The organism is Streptomyces sp. NPDC017202 (genome assembly GCF_044331705.1).
Lineage (GTDB): Bacteria > Actinomycetota > Actinomycetes > Streptomycetales > Streptomycetaceae > Streptomyces.
In genome coordinates, this window is the sequence record NZ_JBIRNP010000040.1 from 1 (window position 1) to 20,371 (window position 20,371).

Here is a 20,371-nt window from a genome sequence, read left to right on the forward strand (position 1 = left end):
GCGATCTCCCACAGCCCGTCCGGAACAATCCAGCTCCACGTACCCCGCCCCATACCGAGCTCAACGACACCTCACCACATAGGACACGGTCTAAGGCATGTCTAGTCCTGCGGCGAGGAGCGGGTTCCACAGTGCTCCAGCAGGATTTCTGGCGCATCACACTGGCTACCGACTGCCTCCACGGCCTCGGACGGACCTGGTGTCGTCGGAGACCACAGCTCCTCGCTGTCGCGGCTTGGTCGTGTCAGTCCTGCCGTGCCCGTACTCGTCGCCCGGCGCGGGTGTATATCCGGTTGCGGCGCTTGGCGGCCAGCAGGAACAGAACGGTGGTCACCAGGTATACCAAGCTAGCGAGGATACTGGCCTCCGATCCAAGGTCGCCGCCGGTCAGTGCCTGGGAACCGCTGACGGAAGCGTCCAGCAGGCCGTCGAAGCCGCTCCCGGAGCCGAAAACAGCGATGCCGTAAATGCCCTGCTCGGTCATGTTCCAGCCCAGGTGCAGGCCGATCGGCAGCCACAACGAGCGCGTAGCGGCGTAGGCCGCACCGAACATCAATCCCGCCTCGATGGCGATGGCCGACGCGCCCCAGCTCGTCCCGTCCGGGCTGACCAGATGCAGAGCGCCGAAGACGAGTCCGGAGACAGCCAGCGCCCCCCACGTTCCGGTCTTTTCCTCCAGCACCCGGAACAGCGCGCCACGGAAAGCCAGTTCCTCGGTCACTGCCACGCAGCTCATCAGTCCCAGCGTGGTCAGTGCGCCATCGATCGAGCCCCATCCGTGGACGTGATAGCCGCCGGTCATCGCGACCAGTGCGATAAAAACGGTGAACAGGCCCAGGCCGAGGGCGCTTCCCCGACGCAGCCCCTGCCGTGCCTGAGCGAGCGACAACTCCTGCGGCCTGCGGCCCTCTAAATACCACACCAGGCTGGTATAGGCGGCTAGGGACAGCCCGCTGGTGACTGTCCCGGCGATCAGGGCGGTCAAGGGAGTGACGTCGGTGATGCCGTTGATCATGCTGTTGATGCCGCCCACGGCCAGCATCAGTACGAACAGCACCGGCAGACGTGCCCACGCCGATGACGCCCACCGCGCGGGATGCCCGGTGCTACGCTCTGCCGGTCCGGGCCGGTGGACAACGGGGCTGGCGAGTCGCGTCGGTGACCGGTGGTGACTGGACGCCATGGCGTGCTCCTCAAGACTCGCTTGTGGTGGGTGGTTGTCGCTTCCGACACCGGAAAACTACGGCCATGAGCACCTCGTAACGTCACCACCAAGTGGGCACTTTCCAAGTCCGGCTGTCCCCCGCGGGAGCTACGCGCTGTTCCCTCCCGAAGCACGCCACCCGCCCCCAGGCACTACATTCGCCGGGTGGGACCCATCCGGCCAGGCGATGCCGTGCGGTGCGCGTGCTGAACGGGTCGTCCCGGATGAGGGATCGTGGCCTACCTGCTACGAGCTGCTCCTCATACCGTTCAACACTGGATTTGATCGATCATGGGTGAAGATGGAAGACCAAGCACTTCGTGAACCATCGGGTTCTGCATCACCGGCCCGGACGGGCTCCGGTCCCAGCCCGGGCCGGCCGGTGGCCGGCGGGCCAGCGGCGTCACCGGCACAGGACAGAGGCCTTCGCGTACGCGTGAGCCCGCAGGCCGCCGCGACCGCCCGGCTACGCCTGCTGGTGCGGTGGTGGGAAGCACGCCCCACCGGCGTCAAGGACCGCGAGTTCGCGCTCGTCTTCACGGTGCTGTCGTTCACGTCGCCGTTGTCGCGGATCGGGCCGCAGTTCAGTGACCTGCCCGTTCACGGCGCCTCCGTCGCGAGTGTGTTGCTGACCTTCGGGCAGACCCTACCGCTCGCGGTGCGGACCCGGTGGCCGGCCGCCTGCCTCGCGGTGGTGGGTACGTCGTTCGCGGTCCACCAGTGCCTCGGCTGCCCTCCGACCTTCGGCAGCCTGGGGCTGTACATCGCGCTGTACTCCGTGGGCGCCCACCAGGAACGTCTCCGGCGGACCGTGCCACTGGCGGCAATGGGCGGATACGTGCTCTTCGGCGTCGCCCTGCACACGTTGGGCTCACCCGACGGCCTGATCGACTACCTGCTCATCTACCTGGTCCTGGCGGCAGTGTGGGGGCTGGGCGTCCTGATCCGCAGGCAGCGGGGGCAGGAGACCGCGCGTCGGCACCTGTCGGCGCAGGTGGCCATCGCCGCGGAACGCAGCCGTATGGCAAAGGAGTTGCACGACGTGGTGACCCACCATGTGACCGCGATGGTGGTGCAGGCAGGCGCGGCTCGATATCTCACCGAGTCGCCGGACCGGCTCAACGACGCTCTAGACGCCATCACCGGCACCGGCCGCCGGGCGCTGGCCGAACTCCGCTTCCTCCTCGGCGTGCTGGAGGCAACCGGTGATGCGGAGCCCCATGCGCGGACGCCAATGCCGGGCCGGGTGCCTGATCTGGTGGAGCAGACACGCGCGGGCGGCCAGCCCATCGAGCTGGTCGAGGACGGGGAACCGCCGGTCATGGCCATAGGTGCCCGGCTCGCGGCCTATCGCATCGTGCAGGAATCCCTCACGAACGCCGTGAAGTACGCCGCGGGTCACCAGACACTGGTACGCCTCGCACACACCCCCGACTGGACGGAGGTCGAGGTCACCACCGCCGGGACGGCCGACGACACGCCCGATTCCGCCGCCCTGCGCAACGGCGGCCCGGACATCTCCGGAGGGCGGGGCCTGACCGGCCTGCGGGAACGGGTGGAGATGCTGGGCGGCGAGTTCGCGGCAGGTTTCCGCCCGGAGGGCGGGTTTCGCGTGCACGCGCGCATCCCTACAAGAGGTGCCGCGTGAGTGTTCCACCCGCTGCTGCGATCAGAGTGCTGATCTGCGAGGACCAGGCCCTCGTGCGCGCCGGCTTCGTCACGATTCTCTCCGCCCAGCCCGACATGGAGGTCGTCGGGGAGGCCACGGACGGCCATGCGGCGGTTCGCAGCGCGCAGGAGCTGAAGCCGGACGTGATCGTCATGGACATCCGCATGCCTCTGCTCGACGGGATCGAGGCCACGCGTCACCTGGCCGGCCCCGCTTCCCTCAGCCCCGCGAAGATCCTGATCGTCACCACGTTCAACGTCGACGAGTACGTGTACGAGGCTCTGCGTGCCGGCGCCAGCGGCTTCCTGCTGAAGGACGCCGCACCGCCCGAGCTGATCAACGCGGTACGCACGGTCGCCCGCGGCGAATCCCTCCTGGCCCCCGCCGTCACCCGCACCCTGATCGGTCGCCACGCCGAACACCTGCGCCCCGCCACCGCCCCCGCGTCCCCCGAACGCGAACGCCTCAAAGCTCTCACTAGCCGGGAACACGAGGTCCTCCTCCTGATCAGCAAGGGCCTGTCGAACGCCGAGATAGCCGCCGCGATGGTCATCAGCCCCGAGACCGTGAAAACCTACGTCTCCCGCATCCTCACCAAACTGGACCTGCGCGATCGCGTCCAGGCAGTGGTCCTGGCCTACCGGGCCGGCTTGGCAGGAAACGATGACCGGACCTGAATGACCAGCGGTTCTGTTCAGGAGGAAGGGAGCACCGCAGTGGTCGCGCTCCCTTCCTCCTGCGACGGTGACCAGACCACAGGCCGACTCGCCCCACCGAGACGCCCGAACAGCCCGTCGTACCGGGAACGTCGCACCTGAAATTCATGGCACAGGAGGCGGCAGCGCGGGGCAGAGCCGGTCGCGGCCACACGTTCCGTGGGGTGCCCGCCCCGATCGCCTCCAGCGGACTCCGTGAGCATCGTCAAGTACCCGGGACCGCGCCAGCCCCCTTCCACAATGCCGAGAGACCCTCAGACGGTGCCCGGAAGGAGACCGGCGGTCGCAGGACTCCGGGTTCCCGCTTCCGGACGGCTGGTGAACGGCGGCCGACGCCTCCGAAGACGGCCCCTGTCCGTCCGCCGGAGCCCTCGACGCGTGCGCTGTCACCCGAGCGAGCTACCCGAGGTGTCCACCCGGGGGTGAAGCGCCCCACAGGTGATCTCCAGTTGACTCACTGACTGTCAGCACAGCAGTTGGACCGATGGTCCGGCTGAGTCGAGCAGCGGGAGAGCAACACCATGAGGACGACGCGCAGTTCCGGGAAGTCCGGTTTCCCCGGAGGTCGCCGGTTCGCGGCGGCACTGGCCATATCGGCGCTCGCCGGAGCCGGGCTGACTGCATGCGATGAGAACACCGAGAACCCGTCGTCGACGCGGAGCAAGACAGCCCCACAGACCAAGGCAGCCACGCAAAGGGCGGGCACTGCCAAGATCGTCTGGGGCAAGTGCCCGCAGCCGGCCAAGGGCACGAGCCGGGATTCCCGGCTGTCCTGCGGCACCCTGAAGGTCCCACTGGACTACCGGAAGCCGGCCGGCGCGAAGATCGACGTGGCGGTCTCACGGCTGGCCACCGCCACAACCGGCAAGCAGCACGGCGTCCTGCTGCTGAACCCCGGCGGACCGGCCCTGGGCGGTCTCGACATGCCCGCGGCCATGGCGCCCACCCTGCCGAAGTCCGTCCTGGACAGCTACGACCTGATCGGCTTCGACCCGCGCGGCGTTGAGCACAGCACCCCGCAGAGCTGCGGCCTCGAAGACCCCGGCGTCGCCGCACTCTTCCCCTACCCCGCCGCGGACGGCTCGATCACCGAGAACATCACCCTCGCCAAGGCCGACGCCGACAAGTGTGCCGACACCGCGGGCGACAAGCTGAAGTACTTCACCACCGCCAACACGGCCCGTGACATGGACCGCATACGCCAGGCGCTCGGCGAGCGGAAGATCTCCTACTGGGGCCAGTCCTACGGCACCTACCTCGGCGCCGTCTACAGGTCCCTGTTCCAGAACCGGACCGACCGGATGATCCTGGAGGGCAACGTCGACCCCGCCAAGGTGTGGGCCGACGAGGTCGCGGACTCCTGGGGCAAGGGCATGGCCGACCGATTCCCCGACGCCGCCGCCGTCGCCGCCGCGCAGAACAGCACCCTCGCACTGGGCGACAGTGTCGAGCAGGTGACCCGGACCTACCTCACCCTCGCCGACCGGCTCGACCGCAAGCCTGTCCTCGTACCCGGCACGCCACTGTCACTGGACGGGCCGCTGCTGCGGAACATCACCTACAGCATGCTCCTGCACAACGACACCCTTCCGCCGCTGACCGCCTTCTGGAAGGCCGCCGCCGACCTGGCTGACGGCAGCACCACTAAGGCCGACACTGCGGTTCTCCGGCAGATCTTCGCCGACACCCCGACGTCCCCGGGCGTCCCCGCGGACAACCAGGCCACCATGTTCCTGGCACTCACCTGCGGCGACGCCGAATGGCCGCACGACCCCGACAGCTATGCCGCCCGCACCGCCACCGATCGCAAGGCGTGGCCCCTCACCGCGGGAATGCCGGCCAACATCTGGGCCTGTGCCTACTGGAAGAAGCCGGCGGAGCAGTCCGTCAACGTGACTGCCAAGGGCCCCCGCAACACCCTGATCCTCCAGAACCGCCGGGACAACGCCACGCCGTGGGAAGGCGGCGTCGGCCTGCACAAAGCCCTCGGCGAGAGTTCCGTGTTCGTCGATGTCGACAACGGCGGGCACTACGTCTACGACGCAGGCTCCACCTGCGCCGACAAGGCCACCGTCGGCTTCCTGACCACCGGCCGACTGCCGGGCGAAGACCTTCACTGCGCCGACGTCAAGCAGAAGTGACACCACGCTCGGCGGCTCTCGGCCCCCCGAAGCCGCCGAGCGCAAGCGTCCCGCCAGCGTTGGGACGCGGTGATTTCCTTTGTGGTGCAGAGGGGCCACCCCTTCACCCCAGACAGAACCTGACGAAGTATCACCAGGGCAGTGCCGACATCCGTTCGGTGCCGATGACACGCAGTACGTCGAGTGCCGATGCCTCCCGCGTACCGGCTGCGGCGGAGTAGACGATCATCGACTGGTCGGTGTCCGGCAGCAACAGGGTGTCGCAGTCCAGGACGAGACGTCCCACCTCGGGGTGGTCGATCGTCTTGCGCATCGACCGGTGCACCGTCGATCGTCCCTCCTCCCACATGTCTCGAAAGCGTTCACTGCCGGTGGTCAGCTCCTTGATCAGCGCACCGAGGTCCAGATCGTCCGGGTAGCGCGAGAGCGCCGTGCGCAGCAGACCGACCGATTGCTGCGTCCACGTCGTCTCTTCCTCCGGAGTGAATGTCACGCGAGCGTGGCCGGTGCCGAGGATCCGTTGCCAGATGATGTTGCGACGCCCCTCGGGCCACCGGCTCAGGTCACCGAGGAGCGCGCAGGCCATCGGGTTCTGCGCCAGGACGTCGCCCTTGGCCGACAACACCACCGTGGGAAGGTCGGTCAGCCGTTGCAGCAGCCGCAGCACGCTCGGCCGTATCGACATCTCGATCCCCCCGGCGAGCGGTGGTGTGCTGCCGGCGAGACGGAAGACCTGGTCGCGTTCGTCAGGTTCAAGTCGCAGAGCCTGCGTCAATGCCTTCAGTACCTGGGTAGAGGGGCGCGGTCCACGCCCCTGTTCTAGGCGGACGATGTACTCCACACTCACCCCCGCGAGCAGGGCCACCTCCTCGCGGCGCAGTCCGGTGACCCGCCGCCTCGGACCGACGATGAGACCGACCTCGCGCGGTTCGATGCGTGCCCGGGCAGACTTGAGGACACGGGCCAGTTCGAGACGATCCATGCACTCATCATCTCCCTGACGACGCCTGGGATCCTGGTACGGCTGCTCCTACCCTCAGGCGTACCTGTATCGGCTCCCACCACCCGCGCATCATGGACGCATGAGCAGAACTCACACCTTTCTGATGACAAGAGGTGCGCTCGCGAGGACGCCGGGCAGGTGACGGCTCACGTGACGTGTGCGCCGCTGGACGTTCCTTCCAACGCCTCGAACACCACCGCCGTCCACACGGTCCGCGCATACTCCGGCACCCTGGCCCCTTTGCCCGGGCGGACCGAGCAGTAGCGCCACGGCGACGACTTCCTCCCCCGGGGCGGGCAGACCGAGCGCGGTCTCGACTCGCCGTGAGTTCGACACCGCCGAAATCTGCGATTCCCCAGGTTTCGCCGAATTATGGAGAAAACGATATGTCTGAGTCAGTGGTACCGACGTTTTCATTGGCAGAGCGTGATCGCCGATGGCATGGCGCGTACGTTCATGGAACGGGAGGGTCTCGACGCGCTGTTGGTCTTCGGTGAGCACGAGGACGCCGGCCCGGCTCCGGTCGCTTACGACACCTGGTTCACCAACGGCCGACCCGGCACGACGGTCGTCCTCCCCCGGACCGGCGAGCCGATCTCGCTGCTGCCGGGGCCCATGTTCATCATGGATCACCTGGAATCCTCCCGCCGAGGCGACATCATGTGGATTCCCCCACGCGATTTACGAGGTACCCGTCATTCCGGCATGATCATCGCGACGCTCGACGAGCTCGGGTTGGCCGAAGCGGTCATTGGCGTTGTCGGCCTTGGCCCGCACATGCCGTGGCACCCCGAAGGGATCATCCCTCACGGGCTTTGGAGCAACGTCCTGACGCGTTTCCCCGAGGCCGACTTCCGGCCGGTGGATGTCCCCTTCGGTCAGCTCATCATGCCGCTGTGCCAGGAGGAGATCGCCGCTCTACGGCACTCGGCCAGGATCGGTGACGCCATGGTGGAGGCCATGGTGGCAACCGCCGCTCCCGGCGTCCCGGAAAGCCAGGTGTACGCGGCGGGTATGGCCGAGGGGTACGGTCACGGATCGCTGCCCGCGGCCATGCACTTGTGGTCGGGACCGGATGTGGTCGCAGCAGGACCGCCGGCCTGGGGCCATCGTCCGCAGGCTCCCCGTGTTCTCGACGACGGTGACATCATCTACGCCGAGGTGTTCTCCAACTTCGGAGGACGTCACACCCAGAACCAGGTCACCATCACCGTCGGCGACGTGCACGAGGACTTCCACCGTGCCGCGGAAGTCGCCCGCGCCGCCTACGACGCGGGCCTGAGGGCACTGCGCCCGGGCCGGACGTTCGGCGATGTCGTCGACGCGATGCACGAGTCGATCGACGCCGCCGAAGGATGGCCGTTCCTGATCGCGGTGCATTCGCTCAACCCCGGACTTTGCGTGGGCAAGGGCCGCGGGCTTTTCAGCCGTATCCCCGGCGCCGAAGGATATCCGCGTGTGCCTGACCACCCCACGTTCCTGCCCGACATGGAACTGGTACCAGGAATGAGCTTCGCCTTCGAGCCGAACTACGCGTTCGGGCGTCATCTGGTCCACCTCGGGGGCACGGTGGTCGTCGGCGACGACGAACCGATAGAGCTCAGCCCGTACACAGCGCGGATCCTGCGGGCGACAGGAACGGCCGCTTCCTCACCGGCGTAGTCCGCGCCTGCAGCCCGCGCCGGCCAGGTCGCCCGCACGGGCTGTACCGACATTGTCTTCGCCTCCCCATTCAAATTGACCGCTGCCAACGCTGGAGCAATTGATATGACCACGATTCTGATCACCGGCGGCCACTCGGGTATCGGCCTCGCCGCAGTGCGTACGCTCGCCGCACGAGGCATCGACATCGTGCTGGCGGGACGCAGCCTGGAGCGCATGCGACAGGTCGCGGACGAGCTGCGCGCCGCGCATGGCGTGACCGTGACCACGCTGACGCTCGACGTGTCGTCCCTTACGTCGGTCCGGACTTGCGCCGCACAGTTCCGGACGGCGATCGAGGCCGGCGACATCGACCCGCCGGACGCGATCCTCTGCAACGCGGGGGGCCGCTTTGACGGCGAAATCTCCTACAGTCCTGACGGGTACGAGACAACCTTCGCGACGAACTGCCTCGGACACTTCTTGTTCGTCGAGCTCCTGCTTCCAACTCTGGCCGAGCAGGGCCGGATCGTGTACACCACCAGCGGTACCCACGACCCCGACACGATGGACGGAAAGGCGGTCGGCGCCGCCGTAGAACCGGACGCCCACGCACTGGCGAACAACGGCAAGGGCGGACGCAAGGCGCTGTCCGCCGGGAAGCGCTACTCCACCTCGAAACTGTGCACGATGATGTACGTCTACGAGTTGGACCGCCGACTGCGCCGGGCCGGCAGCTCGGTCGCCTCGATCGCCTTCGACCCGGGATCCGTACCTGAGACCGGCTTCCTCCGCGGAATGCCGAAACCGGTCCAGTGGTTCTCGAACACATCCGTCATGAAGTGGATGTCCAAGCGCATCGGCCTCATCACGTCCGACGTCGAATTCTCCGGCGCGTCCCTGGCGGCGATCGCGGCCGACCCCGACTACGCAAGCCACTCCGGCAAGTACTTCCAAGCGAACGACGGAACCCTCTCGGCCGTGCGATCGGCACGGATCTCCTATGACGAGCAGCGCGCGGCGAAGCTGTGGGACGACTCCAGGCAACTCGTCCACCTGACCGCCGAGGAGGAGCCTGCGCAACTGCGATAGACGCAGTGGCTGGCGGAGGCGAAAGGTTCCTGGCCGGGAGTACGTCGATTCCGGGGGTGAGTCACGCTGTGGGCTGCCTGAGGTGATGTGGCAGGCCCGGTTCGAGGTGGCCGGACATGTGCATCCCTTCCCCTAGAGGTTGTCCCGTAACCGCTGGTCAGGGATGAGATGATCTTGTCGTGGCTGGTGTGATCACGGCGTCAGAGCCCTCTTGGATAGGTCCGTTCACCGGGCTGAGCCCGCGACAGTTCGGGAAGCTGATCACCGCGTTGCGGCGCGAGGGGGCCGATCCGGTCCGCAAGGGCCGGCCGTGGTCGCTGCCGCTTGAGGACCGGGTGCTGCTCGTGGCCGCGTACTGGCGCACCAACCTCACGCTGCGTCAGCTCGCTCCGCTGTTCGGCATCTCCAAGTCGGCGGCCGACCGGATCGTGGATCACCTCGGGCCGGCTCTCGCTCTCCAGCCGCGACGGAGGTTCCGCAAGGACACCGTGCTTATCGTGGACGGCACGTTGGTGCCCACCCGCGACCGAGCCGTGGCCGCTTCCAGCAAGAATTACCGCTACTCCACGAACCATCAGGTCGTCATCGATGCCGACTCCCGCCTGGTCGTCACCGTCGGGCGACCGCTGCCCGGCAACCGCAACGACTGCCGGGCCTGGGAGGACTCCGGCACCAGGGCCGCCGTCGGCACCACCCCCACGGTGATCGCCGACGGCGGCTACCGGGGCACCTGAGGTTCCCCCTGCCGGCTGGACAGCTTGATACTGGGACGGATGGTCCCGGAGGAAGCAGTCACAGGTAGTGAGCAGCAAGAGCAGCATGAGTAAGCGGTATACGGCCGAGTTCAAGCGGGACGCGGTCGCTTTGGCGTTGTCCTCGGAGAAGACGGTCACCGAGGTCGCGAGGGAGCTGGGCGTGAGTCCGGAGGGGCTGCGCGGGTGGGTGAAGCAGGCGAAGGTCGACCGCGGTGAGGGGCCCGCCGGGGCGTTGACCACTGCGGAGCGTGAGGAGCTGGTCCGGCTGCGGCGGAAGGTCCGCGAGCAGGAGGCCACGATCGAGGTGCTGGGAAAAGCGACCGCCTTCTTCGCTCAGGACAAGATGAGGTAGACACCGTGGCACGGTGTCGTTTCATCGATGCGGAGAAGGCATCGGAGGGTAATCCTGTAGGTCATAGCGTTGCGTTTCTGTGCCGTGTGCTGGGCGTGCCCCGTTCCACCTACTACGCGCACAGGGCGTCGCGGCCGGTCCGGACGGTGCGGGAGCGGGCCGAGGAGGTGCTGGTGGGCGAGATCCGGGTGCTTCACGCCGGACCTCGCGGTGCCTACGGGGCCCCGCGGATCCACGCCGCCCTGCGGCGGGCCGGGCGGGTGATGAACTCCAAGAAGGTCGAGCGGCTGATGCGCAAGCACCGGATCGTCGGGATCACCCGCCGCCGGCGGCGGGGCCTGACCCGGCAGGCGAAGCGGGCGGTGTTCGCGCTCGACCTGATCGGCCGGGACTTCACCGCGCCCCGGCCCGGGGTGCGGCTCGTCGGCGACATGACCGAACTCAGCACGCTGGAAGGGAAGTTGTATCTGGCGACGTGTATCGATCTCGCGACGCGGGAGGTGGTCGGCTGGGCGATGGCCGACCACCACCGCGCCGAGCTGCCGGTCGCCGCCTTGCGGATGGCGGCCGGGCGTGGCGGCCTGGAGCGCGGTTGCGTCATGCATACGGATCGCGGCAGCGAGTACACGAGTGACGAATTCCGCACCGGGATAAGCAAGTTGCGCATGAGGCAGTCGATGGGGCGTGTCGGCTCTTGTTACGATAACGCCGCCGCGGAAAGCTGGTTCGCCATCCTGAAAGCGGAGATCGGGACGAGCATGTGGGAGACCCGCGAGGCCGCCCGGGCCGACGTTTTCCGCTACGTCGAGGTCGAGTACAACCGCAGCCGGCTCCGTCGGCACCCCGACTACGGGTACGTCACCCCGCACGAAACGAGATCCTTGCTCAGGCAGAACCTCGCCCCGGCAGCGTAAACACCCGCTGTCCAGTTCGCGGGGGGAACTTCAGACGCGACTGTACGACCAGTTCGGGTTCGACACCGCGGACAACAGCCCGCTCAGCGAGTCTTGGCGCAGTGGTCCAGGTCAACCCGCGTGGGTGGCGCACGAGCGCCAGACCCGTGCAGAACTGATCGCCAACCTCGCCAGAGCACGACGGATCATCGTGAGGTGAGTCTGCCTCTGGCAGCTTGGTCGCACTGGAGGCATTCGCCAACGTGGAAGGCGAGCTGCTGCCAGCAGCTTTGCAGGCACCCTCGAAGACGCCGTCGACTTCGTCTGCAAGCTCCACCTCGCGAGCCCAGTCCTCTGACGATCCAACACCCGACGCCCCCGAGAGCAACCCCGGAAGGCTTCCGGGACTGACCACGCCCCGCGGACCACGCCGACCAGCCAGCTTTATGCCTGGCGGAACCCCTGACGTGACGCCCAGGTCACACGCGAGGAGATGCTGTCGGCGACCTCGCTGGCCAGGAGCTCCGCACCCGGCCCGTCCTGCAGGACGGGCCGCACGGGCCGAGGGAGCGCGAGCGCGTCTGGAGCATGGCCAAGTACGCGGCCCCGGGTGCCGCGGGGCCAGGTAATCATGAACCTGCAGGGAGTTCTCGTGCTGGCCCACTCCGAAAGGCAGGGCGCCACCGCGACCTGGGAGAACCTCCGGACGCCATCCGCTGATGGGATTCGTCGAACACGGAAGCGGTGGAGCGGAGAGCCGGTGGCCGGCCTGCTCAGGCCGGGCTCGTCAGGCCTGCCGGGGCGGCAGTTTGCCTGTGGACTAGGCGTCCTGTTCCTGTCCGGTGGTGGCGGACCAGCTCGCGAGCAGCTTCAGGCCGTCCTCGGCGGCGGTGTCGGAGGGCGCGCTGTAGACGACCACGCTCATGCCGCTCCCGTCCGGCAGACTCATGGTCTCCTGATCGAGTTCCAGGTCGCCCACGAGCGGATGGTTGAGGCGTTTGGTGCTCATGCGGAAAACATGCACATCGTGGCTTCCCCACATCACGCGGAAGGCGTCGCTGCGGGTGGACAGTTCACCGATCAGATTCGACAGCTCCTGGTCGTAAGGGTTTTTCCCCGCCTCGACGCGCAGCGCGCCCACGGCGAAGCGGGCCATGCGCTCCCAGTCGGCGTAGAACTGCCTGGCTGCCGGATGGAAGAACGCGAACCGAGCGACGTTCACCCCGCAGGTCGAGTCGGCAAACATCTGCGAGTACAGGGCCCGGCCCAGGGGGTTGGCGGCCAGCACATCAAGGCGGTTGTTCATCACGTACGCCGCCATTCCCGGCATGCCCTCGACGATCCGCGCCACACTCGGCCGCACCGTCGGCCGGACCTCCCGCTGCCGTGACCGCGCCCTGGGCGCCGGTCCGGCGGCGCGGGCCAAGTCGTCCAGGTACATGCGCTCCGTGGCGTCCAGCCGAAGGGCCTGGGTGAGGGCGTCCAGCACGCTGTCGGAGACACCGCGGAGGCTGCCGCGCTCCAGGCGTGTGTAGTACTCGACGCTCACTCCGGCGAGCGCGGCGACCTCTCCCCTGCGCAGTCCGGACACCCGCCGCTGACCGTACGTCGGCAGACCCGCCTGCTCGGGGGTGATCCTCTCGCGTCGGGAGCGGAGGAATGCGCTGACTGCGTCCCGGTTGTCCATGAGGCCAGGGTAGGCAGACCGCGCGAGGGGTGGGGGTCCCTGCCAGTACCCCTCACAGCAAAGGCTCCCCCGCCACCGCCGTCTGCCGTTGCATGGTGCATGCCCCGGTCGCCCGGGGCCCGACGGTGCGGAGACGTACGCGCCCCGGTCGGCATTACGAGCACTGAAGGACACACAAGATGAGCAACCAGACCGAGACGCTGACAGAGAGCCCCGCGGATGTCGTACGAGGGCTGTATGTCGCATTGAGCAAGGGTGATGTGCCGGGTGTCCTGGCCAAGCTCGCCCCCGACGTGATCGTCGACGAGCCGAACCAGCTCCCCTACGGCGGCGTGCACCAGGGCCGCGAGGTGTTCGTGCAGTCGGTCCTGGGCGCGATGATGAGCTACGCCAACGTCGCCATCACCGATACCGAGGTGTTCGAGGGCCCGGCCGGCGTCATCGGAACACTCATCGGGACGCTCACGGCCCATACCACCGGCGAGGAGTTCCCGCTGACCATGGTCGAGATCCACCACGTCGAGGACGGGATGGTGCGCAAGATCGACGTCTACACCAAGAACCCCGACGAACTCGCCACGTTCTACGCACGCGCCGAGGCCGGCGTCCGCTGACGACGACGCTCCTTCATGAGTCCGGCCGAGAGTTGCCTCAGAGCAGCGCGAGCAACTCGGCCGACTCATGCCCAAGCCGTCGCACCACCGACCGGCTCAGCCGCGGACTCGTGCTCGATCGTCATCTCACTCACTCACTTGGCGTCTCCATGATCAACAGATCCGCCGTTTATCAGACACTCCCCTCTTCGATAGCCGGCTGCCGCGAGATGTGTTTGATCTCCATCCCCGCGGCGGCGACACCGCCTTCGAGTGGGTGCCCAGTACGGGCGCGTCGTCACCGTCGCGGACGGGTAGGTCCTGTCGGGCCAGGAGGAGGTTCGGCTGGAAGACCTGCTCCGCACTGTGCCGAGTCGGGTGTCATTGGGAGCGGCTGGACATGGTGGAGGGAGTTTCGGATATTGCCGTGTCGGCGGTCGGAGCCGTGGGTGCGGTGCAGCGGGTGAACAGGCTTGCTGCCACGCCGATCACGGCCAGGGCTGCGACGGCTCCGGAGTAGACCATCGCGACGTCCTGAGGGCTGGAGTGGGTCTGGGCGATGCCGGCGGCGACCACGGGGACGGAGAAGGCCAGGTAGGAGATGACGTAGAAGACGGCCAGGACGCCGGCGCGTTCGTGTGGCCACGCGGTTTCGCTGACGGCGCGGATTCCTCCGAGGAACCCGGTCCCGAATCCGGCGCCCGCGATCACGCCGCCCGCGAGGAACAGGGTGCCGCTGTTGGCGTCGATCGCCAGCAGGCTCAGCAGGGCGCCGATGGCAAATGCGGTTGGCCCGGCTCGCAGGGCTGTGCGTACGGACATCTGTCGGGTGGCGAGGCTGAGGGTGCCGGCGGCGAAGGCGAAGCTGAAGACGGCTGCTCCTCCCCACAGGTGGTTGGTGGAGTGCTCGATCCGTGGGACGAGGGTGGAGCCGAGGGAGAGGTAGAAGCCGCTGAGTGCCCAGCCCGCGACGATGCCGGGGGTGACTTTGGCGAAGCTCGCGCGGGCGTGCGGGGGAACGGAAGCGACCGGCACGAGGGAGCGAGCAGCCCCGGAGCGGCGCTGTCCTGATTCAGGAGTCCAGACCGTCGCGGCTGCGCCGATGACGAGTGCCGCGATAATCACCCAGTAGATCAGACGCAATGGCGCCGGAACGTATTGCACCAGGGTGCTGGAGCCGATCGCTCCGACCGCGAGGCCAAACGAGGGGGTCGAACTGGTGACCATCGGCGCGAGGCCCGGGGAGACGGTGGCTGCGCCTTCGATGATGCCTGCCGAAAGCGCGCCGATGGCGGAACCGGTCGCGACGCCCTGGATGACTCGGCCGATGATGAGCACGATCGTGGAGTGGGCCAGGACGAAGCAGAGCATGCCGATGATCTGCAGGCCGATCGAGGCGAGGATCACCGGCCGGCGTCCGATGTGGTCCGAAAGCCGGCCGACGATCAGCAGAGCGGCGAGCAACGCGATGGCGTAGACGGCGAAGACGACGGTGAGGGTCGACGGGGAGAAGCTGAAACGCGAGGCGTAGACGCCATAGAGGGGTGAGGGCGCGCTGGCGGCGAACATGAACACGCCGTAGATCGCGGCGAAGATCCAAAACGTCGACGCGGTGGCGGGCCGACGACTACCGGTAGCGTCGACGTGAGTGGGTCGCATAGAAAACTCCTGGAATCAGTCGTGGTGGCCGATGTCGTGGTGCCGGATATTGGGCGCTGGGCACGACCGGTACGGGACGGTAGGAGTGGGCAATCAGCTCTCGGGACACGGATCCGAGAATGGCGCTGGTCGGCACTCCCCTCCCGTGTACGCCGGTGACGATGACTGCTGCGTCGACCTCGTCTGTGGCGTCGAGCAGCGTCTCCCACACGGCACCGCGGGCCTGCTGTGTCCGCGCGGCCACCTCGCGGCCCGACTACTCGTTCAGCGCGGCCTTCGGCCAAATCGTGAATCGGCGGTAGGCCGCCTAAGAGGCCGTTCTCTTTCCGAACCTCATGTGGAATCTTCGCTGGTCAGGCATGCAGGAGCTGCTGTCGCGGGAGCCTCGGTTTGTTGCCGGGCGAGGTGTCGTGGAGGTGGCGGATGCCGTCGATGCGGGCGGTTCTGGAAATGCGGCAGAAGGCCGCAGCCGCGCAGGTGAAACGACTCGAAGACGAGTTGGAACGGGTGCGGGCGGCTCTGGCGGACGCCGAGGAAGTGCACCGGCGCCGGGTGATCGGCCTGGAACAGTACTTGGAAGCGCTGGCCGAGGAGGACGCACCCGCCGACGTGGCCAGTGAGGTGTCGCGGAGGAAGCCGGTCGGACCGCGCCGGGCAGTACCTCACCGCCGGCACGCGACCGAGGTGAAAGAACTGTCGCCGGACTACCAGGCGTTGATGACCGCCGCGGTCGATGCGGGAGGCGACGGGCTCGGTGCCCGGCGGGCGGCGGTAGTGCTGGGCTGGGACAGTGCGTCCGCCTCCCGCGTCGAAGGCGCGAGGGCACGGCTGAAGCGGCTGGTGGAACGAGGCTGGCTGGTAGAGCAGAAACCGGGCAGGTTCACGCTGCCTCCCCCGCTGCCGGAGCGCGACGCTGCTGGCGGTAGGCGGCAAGGCGGCGGCTCATGAGCATGGTCATCGACCACCAGATGACGGCTTCACTGGTGTCGGTGCGCCGCTCGTAGTCACGGACCAGGCGCCGGCTGCGCAGGCACCAGGCGAAAGACCGTTCCACGACCCAGCGGCGGGGCAGCACCTGGAAGCCGCTGATGCCGGCGCTGCGGCGGACGATGTCGAGAACGACTCCGAGCTGTGCCGCACTCCAGTCGACGAGGTGGCCGGTGTAGCCGCCATCGGCCCAGACCCGTGTCAGCCGCCCGAAGCGGTCCCTGGCCGCCGTCAGCAGCATGCGTGCGGCGTCCCGGTCGGTGGTCGACGCCGGCGTGACCAGCACGGCCAGCAGCAGACCGAGCGTGTCGGTGAGCAGGTGGCGTTTGCGTCCGTTGATCTTCTTCCCGGCGTCGAAGCCCCGCGTGGCCAGGGCGACGGTGGCGTCCGCCTTCACCGACTGCGAATCGATGACCGCCGCACTCGGCTCCTGGTCACGGCCCTCGGCGTCGCGCAGCCGGTCGTGCAGCTCGGCCACGAGTCCCGCATCCCGCCAGCGGGCGAAGAAGGCATACACCCGTGGCCAGGGCGGGAAATCAGCGGGCATCGCCCGCCACTTGATGCCGTTGTCGACGAGGTAGCGCACCGCGTCGATCATCTGCCGGTGGCAGTAGCCCTCCGGCCGCCCGCCCCGGCCGGCCAGCCATCCCGGCACCGGCAGCAGATCCCGCACCAGAGCCCACTCGGCATCGCTCATGTCCGAGCCGTACCGAGGCCGGCGCCCCGGCCGGTCGGCCGCGTTCCCGAACCTGTGAGCGAGACAGTCACACCCAGGAGTGGATGGACTGGACCCGGCAACCGTGACCACGCGACACTTCGACAACAGGGCCTCTTGCTCCTCGCTGGACTCGACATCCGCGAGCTGCCAAGAGGCCCTTCTTCCATGCACCGGCACCGGCCGAATCACCCGAACCAGGCCCCTGTTCGAACCCCACCCGGCCACCCGAGCGGATAGAGAACAGCCAGTAAGACGTTGGTCCAGAGCTCCTTGCGGACCATGGACAGGTCGCCGACGCCGAGCGGCTGCGGGGTGACGATGTCCGCGCCGTTGATGACGATCTGCACGTCAGAGGCACCCTTGATGGCGGCTTCGATCTGCGTGTGGTTCGTGATCTCCAGCGCGATCGGCTCGACGCCGTCAGCCTCCTGGATCGTGCGGGGGACGCGAGCAGCCGCGTAGCTCTTGTCGGCGCCTCGCTCGCGCAGATGAGGCGCACTCCGCACTGACGCCGCGGTTCGCGCCGGTGACCGGAACGACGGATCCCGAGATCTTCACGATCGGCCTCATCTCTTCTCTGCAGTCCAGTCCTCCGAGCGGCCGATCGCTGGTTCAGAGAAGTCCGAGCGCTGGATGAGCTGTTCGTACTCCCGGGCGTGACGGCGGGCGTGCATGATCCAGGCGAGCGAGCGTTCGACGACCCAGCGGCGGGGCGGGATGACGAACCCGACAGCGCCCTTCGGACGGCTGATGGTCTTCAGCGTCAGATCGAGGTGCTTCTTCGCCCAGGCCACGAGCTGCCCCGCATAACCGGAGTCGGCCCAGACGATGGTGAACACGGACTGCTACATGGCTGCTGTCAGGCTATGGGCTGCGCGCGTCCCGATCCTTGGGCTGACTCGCTGCCGCCATGCTGGTCACCGTCATGTTGCTAATGGGATATGGGCTCCCGAGCAACGACCCCAAGCAGGAAGCCACCGGCGCCGTGCCGCCCGGCGGAGGCAAAGTCACTTTCGAGATCGGCAAGGCTGATTCACAGAACCCCACGGGAGAACGACTCACCGGCGAGCGCTTCGACAAGGCCCTGAACATCACACTCAACTCGGTGGTGTTCCGCTCCTCCGGCCAGGACCTGATCACGGCTGGCACCTACATCGAAATGACGTCCCGCATGACCGAGCCCCTCCTTCTCGCTCTGGCGGTCCTGGCCGTCCGCAACCGCGTCAAACGCTGACCCCGCGCTCCACGGGCCAGGGGTCACTGCGCGGCACCGGACACTGAAGCGACCGGTACACCCTGAGCCGTGGCCCGACACTATTCCTCGTCCGGGACTGTAAGACGTTCGGTGTGACTCGTCGTCATGAACTGTCGGATGCCGAGTGGGCCGTCCTGTCACGGTTGCTCCCGAGTTCGGGAACCGCGGGTCGGCCCCGGTCGAACGACCGGGTGGTGCTGAACGGGATCACGTGGAGGCTGCGGACCGGTTTGGTCTGGCGGGACGTGCCGGAACGGGTACGGCTTCCGGCAGACCCCCTACACCCGTTACGACGGTGGGCGCTCGACGGCACGTACTCCCGGATGCTGAAGGCCATCCAGGCGGAGAAGGGCACGGCTGGTGACATCGATTGGCTGGCGTCGATCCACTCCACGATCGTGCGCGCCCACCAGCCTGCACACCATGGACGGGAAGGAGGGGCCGCCGACCATGACGAAGTGAGTGATCACGCCCACGGCCGATCCTGCGGAGGACTGAGCACCAAGGTCCACCGACTGTGCGGACCAAGCGACCACAGCATCGAGATGATCTACACCTACGAAAATCTGCCAGAGCCGCGTTCACGCGTACGGCGACATCCTCGAACGCTCATGCCGCAACCACGATACGAAGCATGGGGATCTCCCCCAGGCGGCTTGACGCGATATATCAGCCTCGGGGACGCCGACACCGGTTCGTCGCCGATCGACCCCTGTGATGACGATGGTTTTGCGATGCCCCATGGCTTCCTCCTCTGCTTATGGGCCGTCGGACGACAACACGGTCCATGAACTCTCCACACCCCGAGGGTTCGCAAGCCGGATGTATGAGGTGACGTGTCAGGACAGCGTGCGCGTCTCCTCGGAGCGCAGCTGGCTGCGGGTGTAGAGGCGCCCGCTGCGCTTGGCCGAGCGCAGGAACATGACCGTGGGAATCGTGCACACGAGGATCGCGAAGATGCTGGCTTCGGGCCCGAAGTCGCCTCCGGTGATCGCGGTGGGACCCGACAGCACTCCGTGCAGCAACCCGGCGGGCATGTCCTCGTTGCCGGAGACCGTGACGCCGAAGATGCCGCTCAGGGCGAAGTTCCAGCCCAGGTGCAGCCCGATCGGCAGCCACAGGGTGCGGGTGGCCGCGTAGGCCGCGCCGAGCATCAGGCCGGCCTCGATGGCGATGGCCAGCGCACCCCACACCGTGGCGCCGGAGTTCACCAGGTGCAGCGCGCCGAACAGCACGCCCGAGATCGCCAACGCACCCCGGGTCCCCATGAGTTGTTCGATGAGACGGAAAACGATGCCCCGGAAGAGGATCTCCTCCACAACCGCGATCCCCGCCATCATCCCCAGGATGGTGAACGCGCCGCCGACGGACACCCCGCCCTTCGTGTCGTATCCGCCGAACAGAGCGATCAGCGCGAACGTCGCGACGAAGAGTCCGAGGCCGACGAGGGTGCCGCGGCGCAGGCCGGGCGCGGCATCGGCGACGTCCAGTTCGGACACGGGGCGCTGTTCGAGGAACCGTACCGCCGCCGCGTAGACCGTCAGGGCGATCACCGCCGCCACCGCGCCGAACAGCAGGGACAGCACCGGGTTGTCCCCCGCCACGCTCCTCATCCCCGCGGCGAGCCCCGTCACCAGGACGAACAGCACCACCATCACCGCCAGCCGCACCCCGGCCGGCCACACCCGACGCGTCGGCTCGATTGGTGACTGCGAAAACTGACGCTTGATCCACTGGACCGACGGTGCATCCCACGGCGACATGATGTTTCCCATCCTTGACCGGCGGCCGAGCCGCCCTTTCAACTGAGGGGAACGCTAGGTGCGGCCATCACCCCGAAACATCCCCTCCAGGGGGACATCGCAGGTAGCTCGCACGGGGGACAAGCAGGCACCTGCGCCTTCACCTGCTGCTAGGTGGTGTCTTCAAATGATCTTGAGTGGTGGATCATGGTCGGGTGATACGTCGCCATGAACTGTCCGATGCGGAGTGGGAGTTCGTCCGGC

General features: G+C 67.6%; 18 protein-coding genes and 4 pseudogenes. 13 read left to right on the plus strand and 9 right to left on the minus strand.

Features of this window, described 5'->3' with window-relative positions; all coding sequences use genetic code 11:
• Positions 1 to 244 precede the first annotated feature (244 nt).
• Positions 245 to 1,057 carry a lysostaphin resistance A-like protein gene (locus tag ACH4N1_RS34550; RefSeq protein WP_398104423.1) on the minus strand — a complete coding sequence of 271 codons (813 nt, stop codon included), beginning with the start codon at positions 1,055 to 1,057 and terminating at the stop codon, positions 245 to 247.
• A gap of 583 nt (positions 1,058 to 1,640) precedes the next feature.
• On the opposite strand from ACH4N1_RS34550, the gene ACH4N1_RS34555 reads away from it, so the two are divergent.
• The 3 genes from ACH4N1_RS34555 (at position 1,641) to ACH4N1_RS34565 (ending at position 5,730) form a co-directional block, all read left to right on the plus strand.
• A complete protein-coding gene (locus ACH4N1_RS34555) occupies positions 1,641 to 2,852 on the plus strand; it encodes a sensor histidine kinase (RefSeq protein WP_398104424.1) in 1,212 nt (403 codons plus the stop codon).
• On the plus strand, positions 2,849 to 3,550 hold the full coding sequence (locus tag ACH4N1_RS34560) for a response regulator (protein ID WP_398104426.1): 702 nt from the start codon (positions 2,849 to 2,851) through the stop codon (positions 3,548 to 3,550). The genes ACH4N1_RS34555 and ACH4N1_RS34560 overlap by 4 nt, the downstream gene beginning before the upstream one ends.
• Before the next feature lie 560 nt (positions 3,551 to 4,110).
• Positions 4,111 to 5,730 (plus strand): alpha/beta hydrolase, encoded by a 1,620-nt coding sequence (locus tag ACH4N1_RS34565; protein ID WP_398104428.1) that lies wholly within the window; start codon positions 4,111 to 4,113, stop codon positions 5,728 to 5,730.
• A gap of 130 nt (positions 5,731 to 5,860) precedes the next feature.
• Here ACH4N1_RS34565 and ACH4N1_RS34570 read toward each other — a convergent pair whose 3' ends face one another.
• Positions 5,861 to 6,712 carry a helix-turn-helix transcriptional regulator gene (locus tag ACH4N1_RS34570; RefSeq protein WP_398104430.1) on the minus strand — a complete coding sequence of 284 codons (852 nt, stop codon included), beginning with the start codon at positions 6,710 to 6,712 and terminating at the stop codon, positions 5,861 to 5,863.
• A gap of 447 nt (positions 6,713 to 7,159) precedes the next feature.
• Here ACH4N1_RS34570 and ACH4N1_RS34575 point away from each other — a divergent pair, with 447 nt between their 5' ends.
• The 6 genes and pseudogenes from ACH4N1_RS34575 to ACH4N1_RS34600 all read left to right on the plus strand — a co-directional run.
• Complete coding sequence (locus ACH4N1_RS34575; RefSeq protein ID WP_398104432.1) at positions 7,160 to 8,395, plus strand: M24 family metallopeptidase; 1,236 nt, start codon at positions 7,160 to 7,162, stop codon at positions 8,393 to 8,395.
• Between the two features lie 105 nt (positions 8,396 to 8,500).
• Positions 8,501 to 9,466, plus strand: coding sequence for an SDR family NAD(P)-dependent oxidoreductase (locus ACH4N1_RS34580; protein WP_398104433.1), 966 nt, complete (start codon positions 8,501 to 8,503; stop codon positions 9,464 to 9,466).
• Between the two features lie 179 nt (positions 9,467 to 9,645).
• Positions 9,646 to 10,197: pseudogene (locus tag ACH4N1_RS34585) on the plus strand (transposase family protein); the annotation flags it as partial.
• An 88-nt stretch (positions 10,198 to 10,285) separates the two neighbouring features.
• Positions 10,286 to 10,573, plus strand: a complete 288-nt coding sequence (locus ACH4N1_RS34590; protein ID WP_398104435.1) for a transposase — start codon at positions 10,286 to 10,288, stop codon at positions 10,571 to 10,573.
• 5 nt (positions 10,574 to 10,578) lie between these two features.
• A complete protein-coding gene (locus ACH4N1_RS34595) occupies positions 10,579 to 11,487 on the plus strand; it encodes an IS3 family transposase (protein ID WP_398104437.1) in 909 nt (302 codons plus the stop codon).
• A gap of 549 nt (positions 11,488 to 12,036) precedes the next feature.
• A pseudogene (locus ACH4N1_RS34600) lies at positions 12,037 to 12,259 on the plus strand (IS1380 family transposase); the annotation flags it as partial.
• Between the two features lie 27 nt (positions 12,260 to 12,286).
• On the opposite strand, the gene ACH4N1_RS34605 reads toward ACH4N1_RS34600, so the two are convergent.
• Positions 12,287 to 13,153 (minus strand): helix-turn-helix transcriptional regulator, encoded by an 867-nt coding sequence (locus tag ACH4N1_RS34605; protein ID WP_398104439.1) that lies wholly within the window; start codon positions 13,151 to 13,153, stop codon positions 12,287 to 12,289.
• A 179-nt stretch (positions 13,154 to 13,332) separates the two neighbouring features.
• Between ACH4N1_RS34605 and ACH4N1_RS34610 the strand changes: the two genes are divergently transcribed.
• The gene (locus ACH4N1_RS34610) at positions 13,333 to 13,767 is read left to right on the plus strand and encodes a nuclear transport factor 2 family protein (RefSeq protein ID WP_398104441.1); all 435 of its coding nucleotides are present in this window, start codon (positions 13,333 to 13,335) and stop codon (positions 13,765 to 13,767) included.
• A 360-nt stretch (positions 13,768 to 14,127) separates the two neighbouring features.
• Here ACH4N1_RS34610 and ACH4N1_RS34615 read toward each other — a convergent pair whose 3' ends face one another.
• Together ACH4N1_RS34615 and ACH4N1_RS34620 are read right to left on the minus strand one after the other, a co-directional pair.
• Positions 14,128 to 15,405 carry an MFS transporter gene (locus ACH4N1_RS34615; RefSeq protein WP_398104443.1) on the minus strand — a complete coding sequence of 426 codons (1,278 nt, stop codon included), beginning with the start codon at positions 15,403 to 15,405 and terminating at the stop codon, positions 14,128 to 14,130.
• Positions 15,374 to 15,649: a universal stress protein gene (locus tag ACH4N1_RS34620; RefSeq protein WP_398104445.1), complete on the minus strand. Its 276-nt coding sequence runs from the start codon at positions 15,647 to 15,649 to the stop codon at positions 15,374 to 15,376. The genes ACH4N1_RS34615 and ACH4N1_RS34620 overlap by 32 nt, the downstream gene beginning before the upstream one ends.
• 188 nt (positions 15,650 to 15,837) lie before the next feature.
• On the opposite strand from ACH4N1_RS34620, the gene ACH4N1_RS34625 reads away from it, so the two are divergent.
• The gene (locus ACH4N1_RS34625) at positions 15,838 to 16,353 is read left to right on the plus strand and encodes a hypothetical protein (protein ID WP_398104455.1); all 516 of its coding nucleotides are present in this window, start codon (positions 15,838 to 15,840) and stop codon (positions 16,351 to 16,353) included.
• On the opposite strand, the gene ACH4N1_RS34630 is transcribed toward ACH4N1_RS34625, so the two are convergent.
• The 3 genes and pseudogenes from ACH4N1_RS34630 to ACH4N1_RS34640 form a co-directional block, all read right to left on the minus strand.
• On the minus strand, positions 16,286 to 17,089 hold the full coding sequence (locus ACH4N1_RS34630) for an IS5 family transposase (RefSeq protein WP_398104447.1): 804 nt from the start codon (positions 17,087 to 17,089) through the stop codon (positions 16,286 to 16,288). The genes ACH4N1_RS34625 and ACH4N1_RS34630 overlap by 68 nt on opposite strands.
• A 206-nt stretch (positions 17,090 to 17,295) precedes the next feature.
• Positions 17,296 to 17,616 (minus strand): hypothetical protein, encoded by a 321-nt coding sequence (locus ACH4N1_RS34635; protein ID WP_398104449.1) that lies wholly within the window; start codon positions 17,614 to 17,616, stop codon positions 17,296 to 17,298.
• Between the two features lie 114 nt (positions 17,617 to 17,730).
• Positions 17,731 to 17,943: pseudogene (locus tag ACH4N1_RS34640) on the minus strand (transposase); the annotation flags it as partial.
• Between the two features lie 11 nt (positions 17,944 to 17,954).
• Between ACH4N1_RS34640 and ACH4N1_RS34645 the strand changes: the two are divergent.
• Together ACH4N1_RS34645 and ACH4N1_RS34650 are read left to right on the plus strand one after the other, a co-directional pair.
• Positions 17,955 to 18,344 (plus strand): annotated as a pseudogene (locus tag ACH4N1_RS34645) (hypothetical protein); the annotation flags it as partial.
• Positions 18,345 to 18,457: 113 nt separating this feature from the next.
• Positions 18,458 to 19,156 (plus strand): transposase, encoded by a 699-nt coding sequence (locus tag ACH4N1_RS34650; protein ID WP_398104451.1) that lies wholly within the window; start codon positions 18,458 to 18,460, stop codon positions 19,154 to 19,156.
• A gap of 48 nt (positions 19,157 to 19,204) precedes the next feature.
• Here ACH4N1_RS34650 and ACH4N1_RS34655 read toward each other — a convergent pair whose 3' ends face one another.
• The gene (locus ACH4N1_RS34655) at positions 19,205 to 20,170 is read right to left on the minus strand and encodes a lysostaphin resistance A-like protein (protein WP_398104453.1); all 966 of its coding nucleotides are present in this window, start codon (positions 20,168 to 20,170) and stop codon (positions 19,205 to 19,207) included.
• Between the last annotated feature and the right edge of the window lie 201 nt (positions 20,171 to 20,371).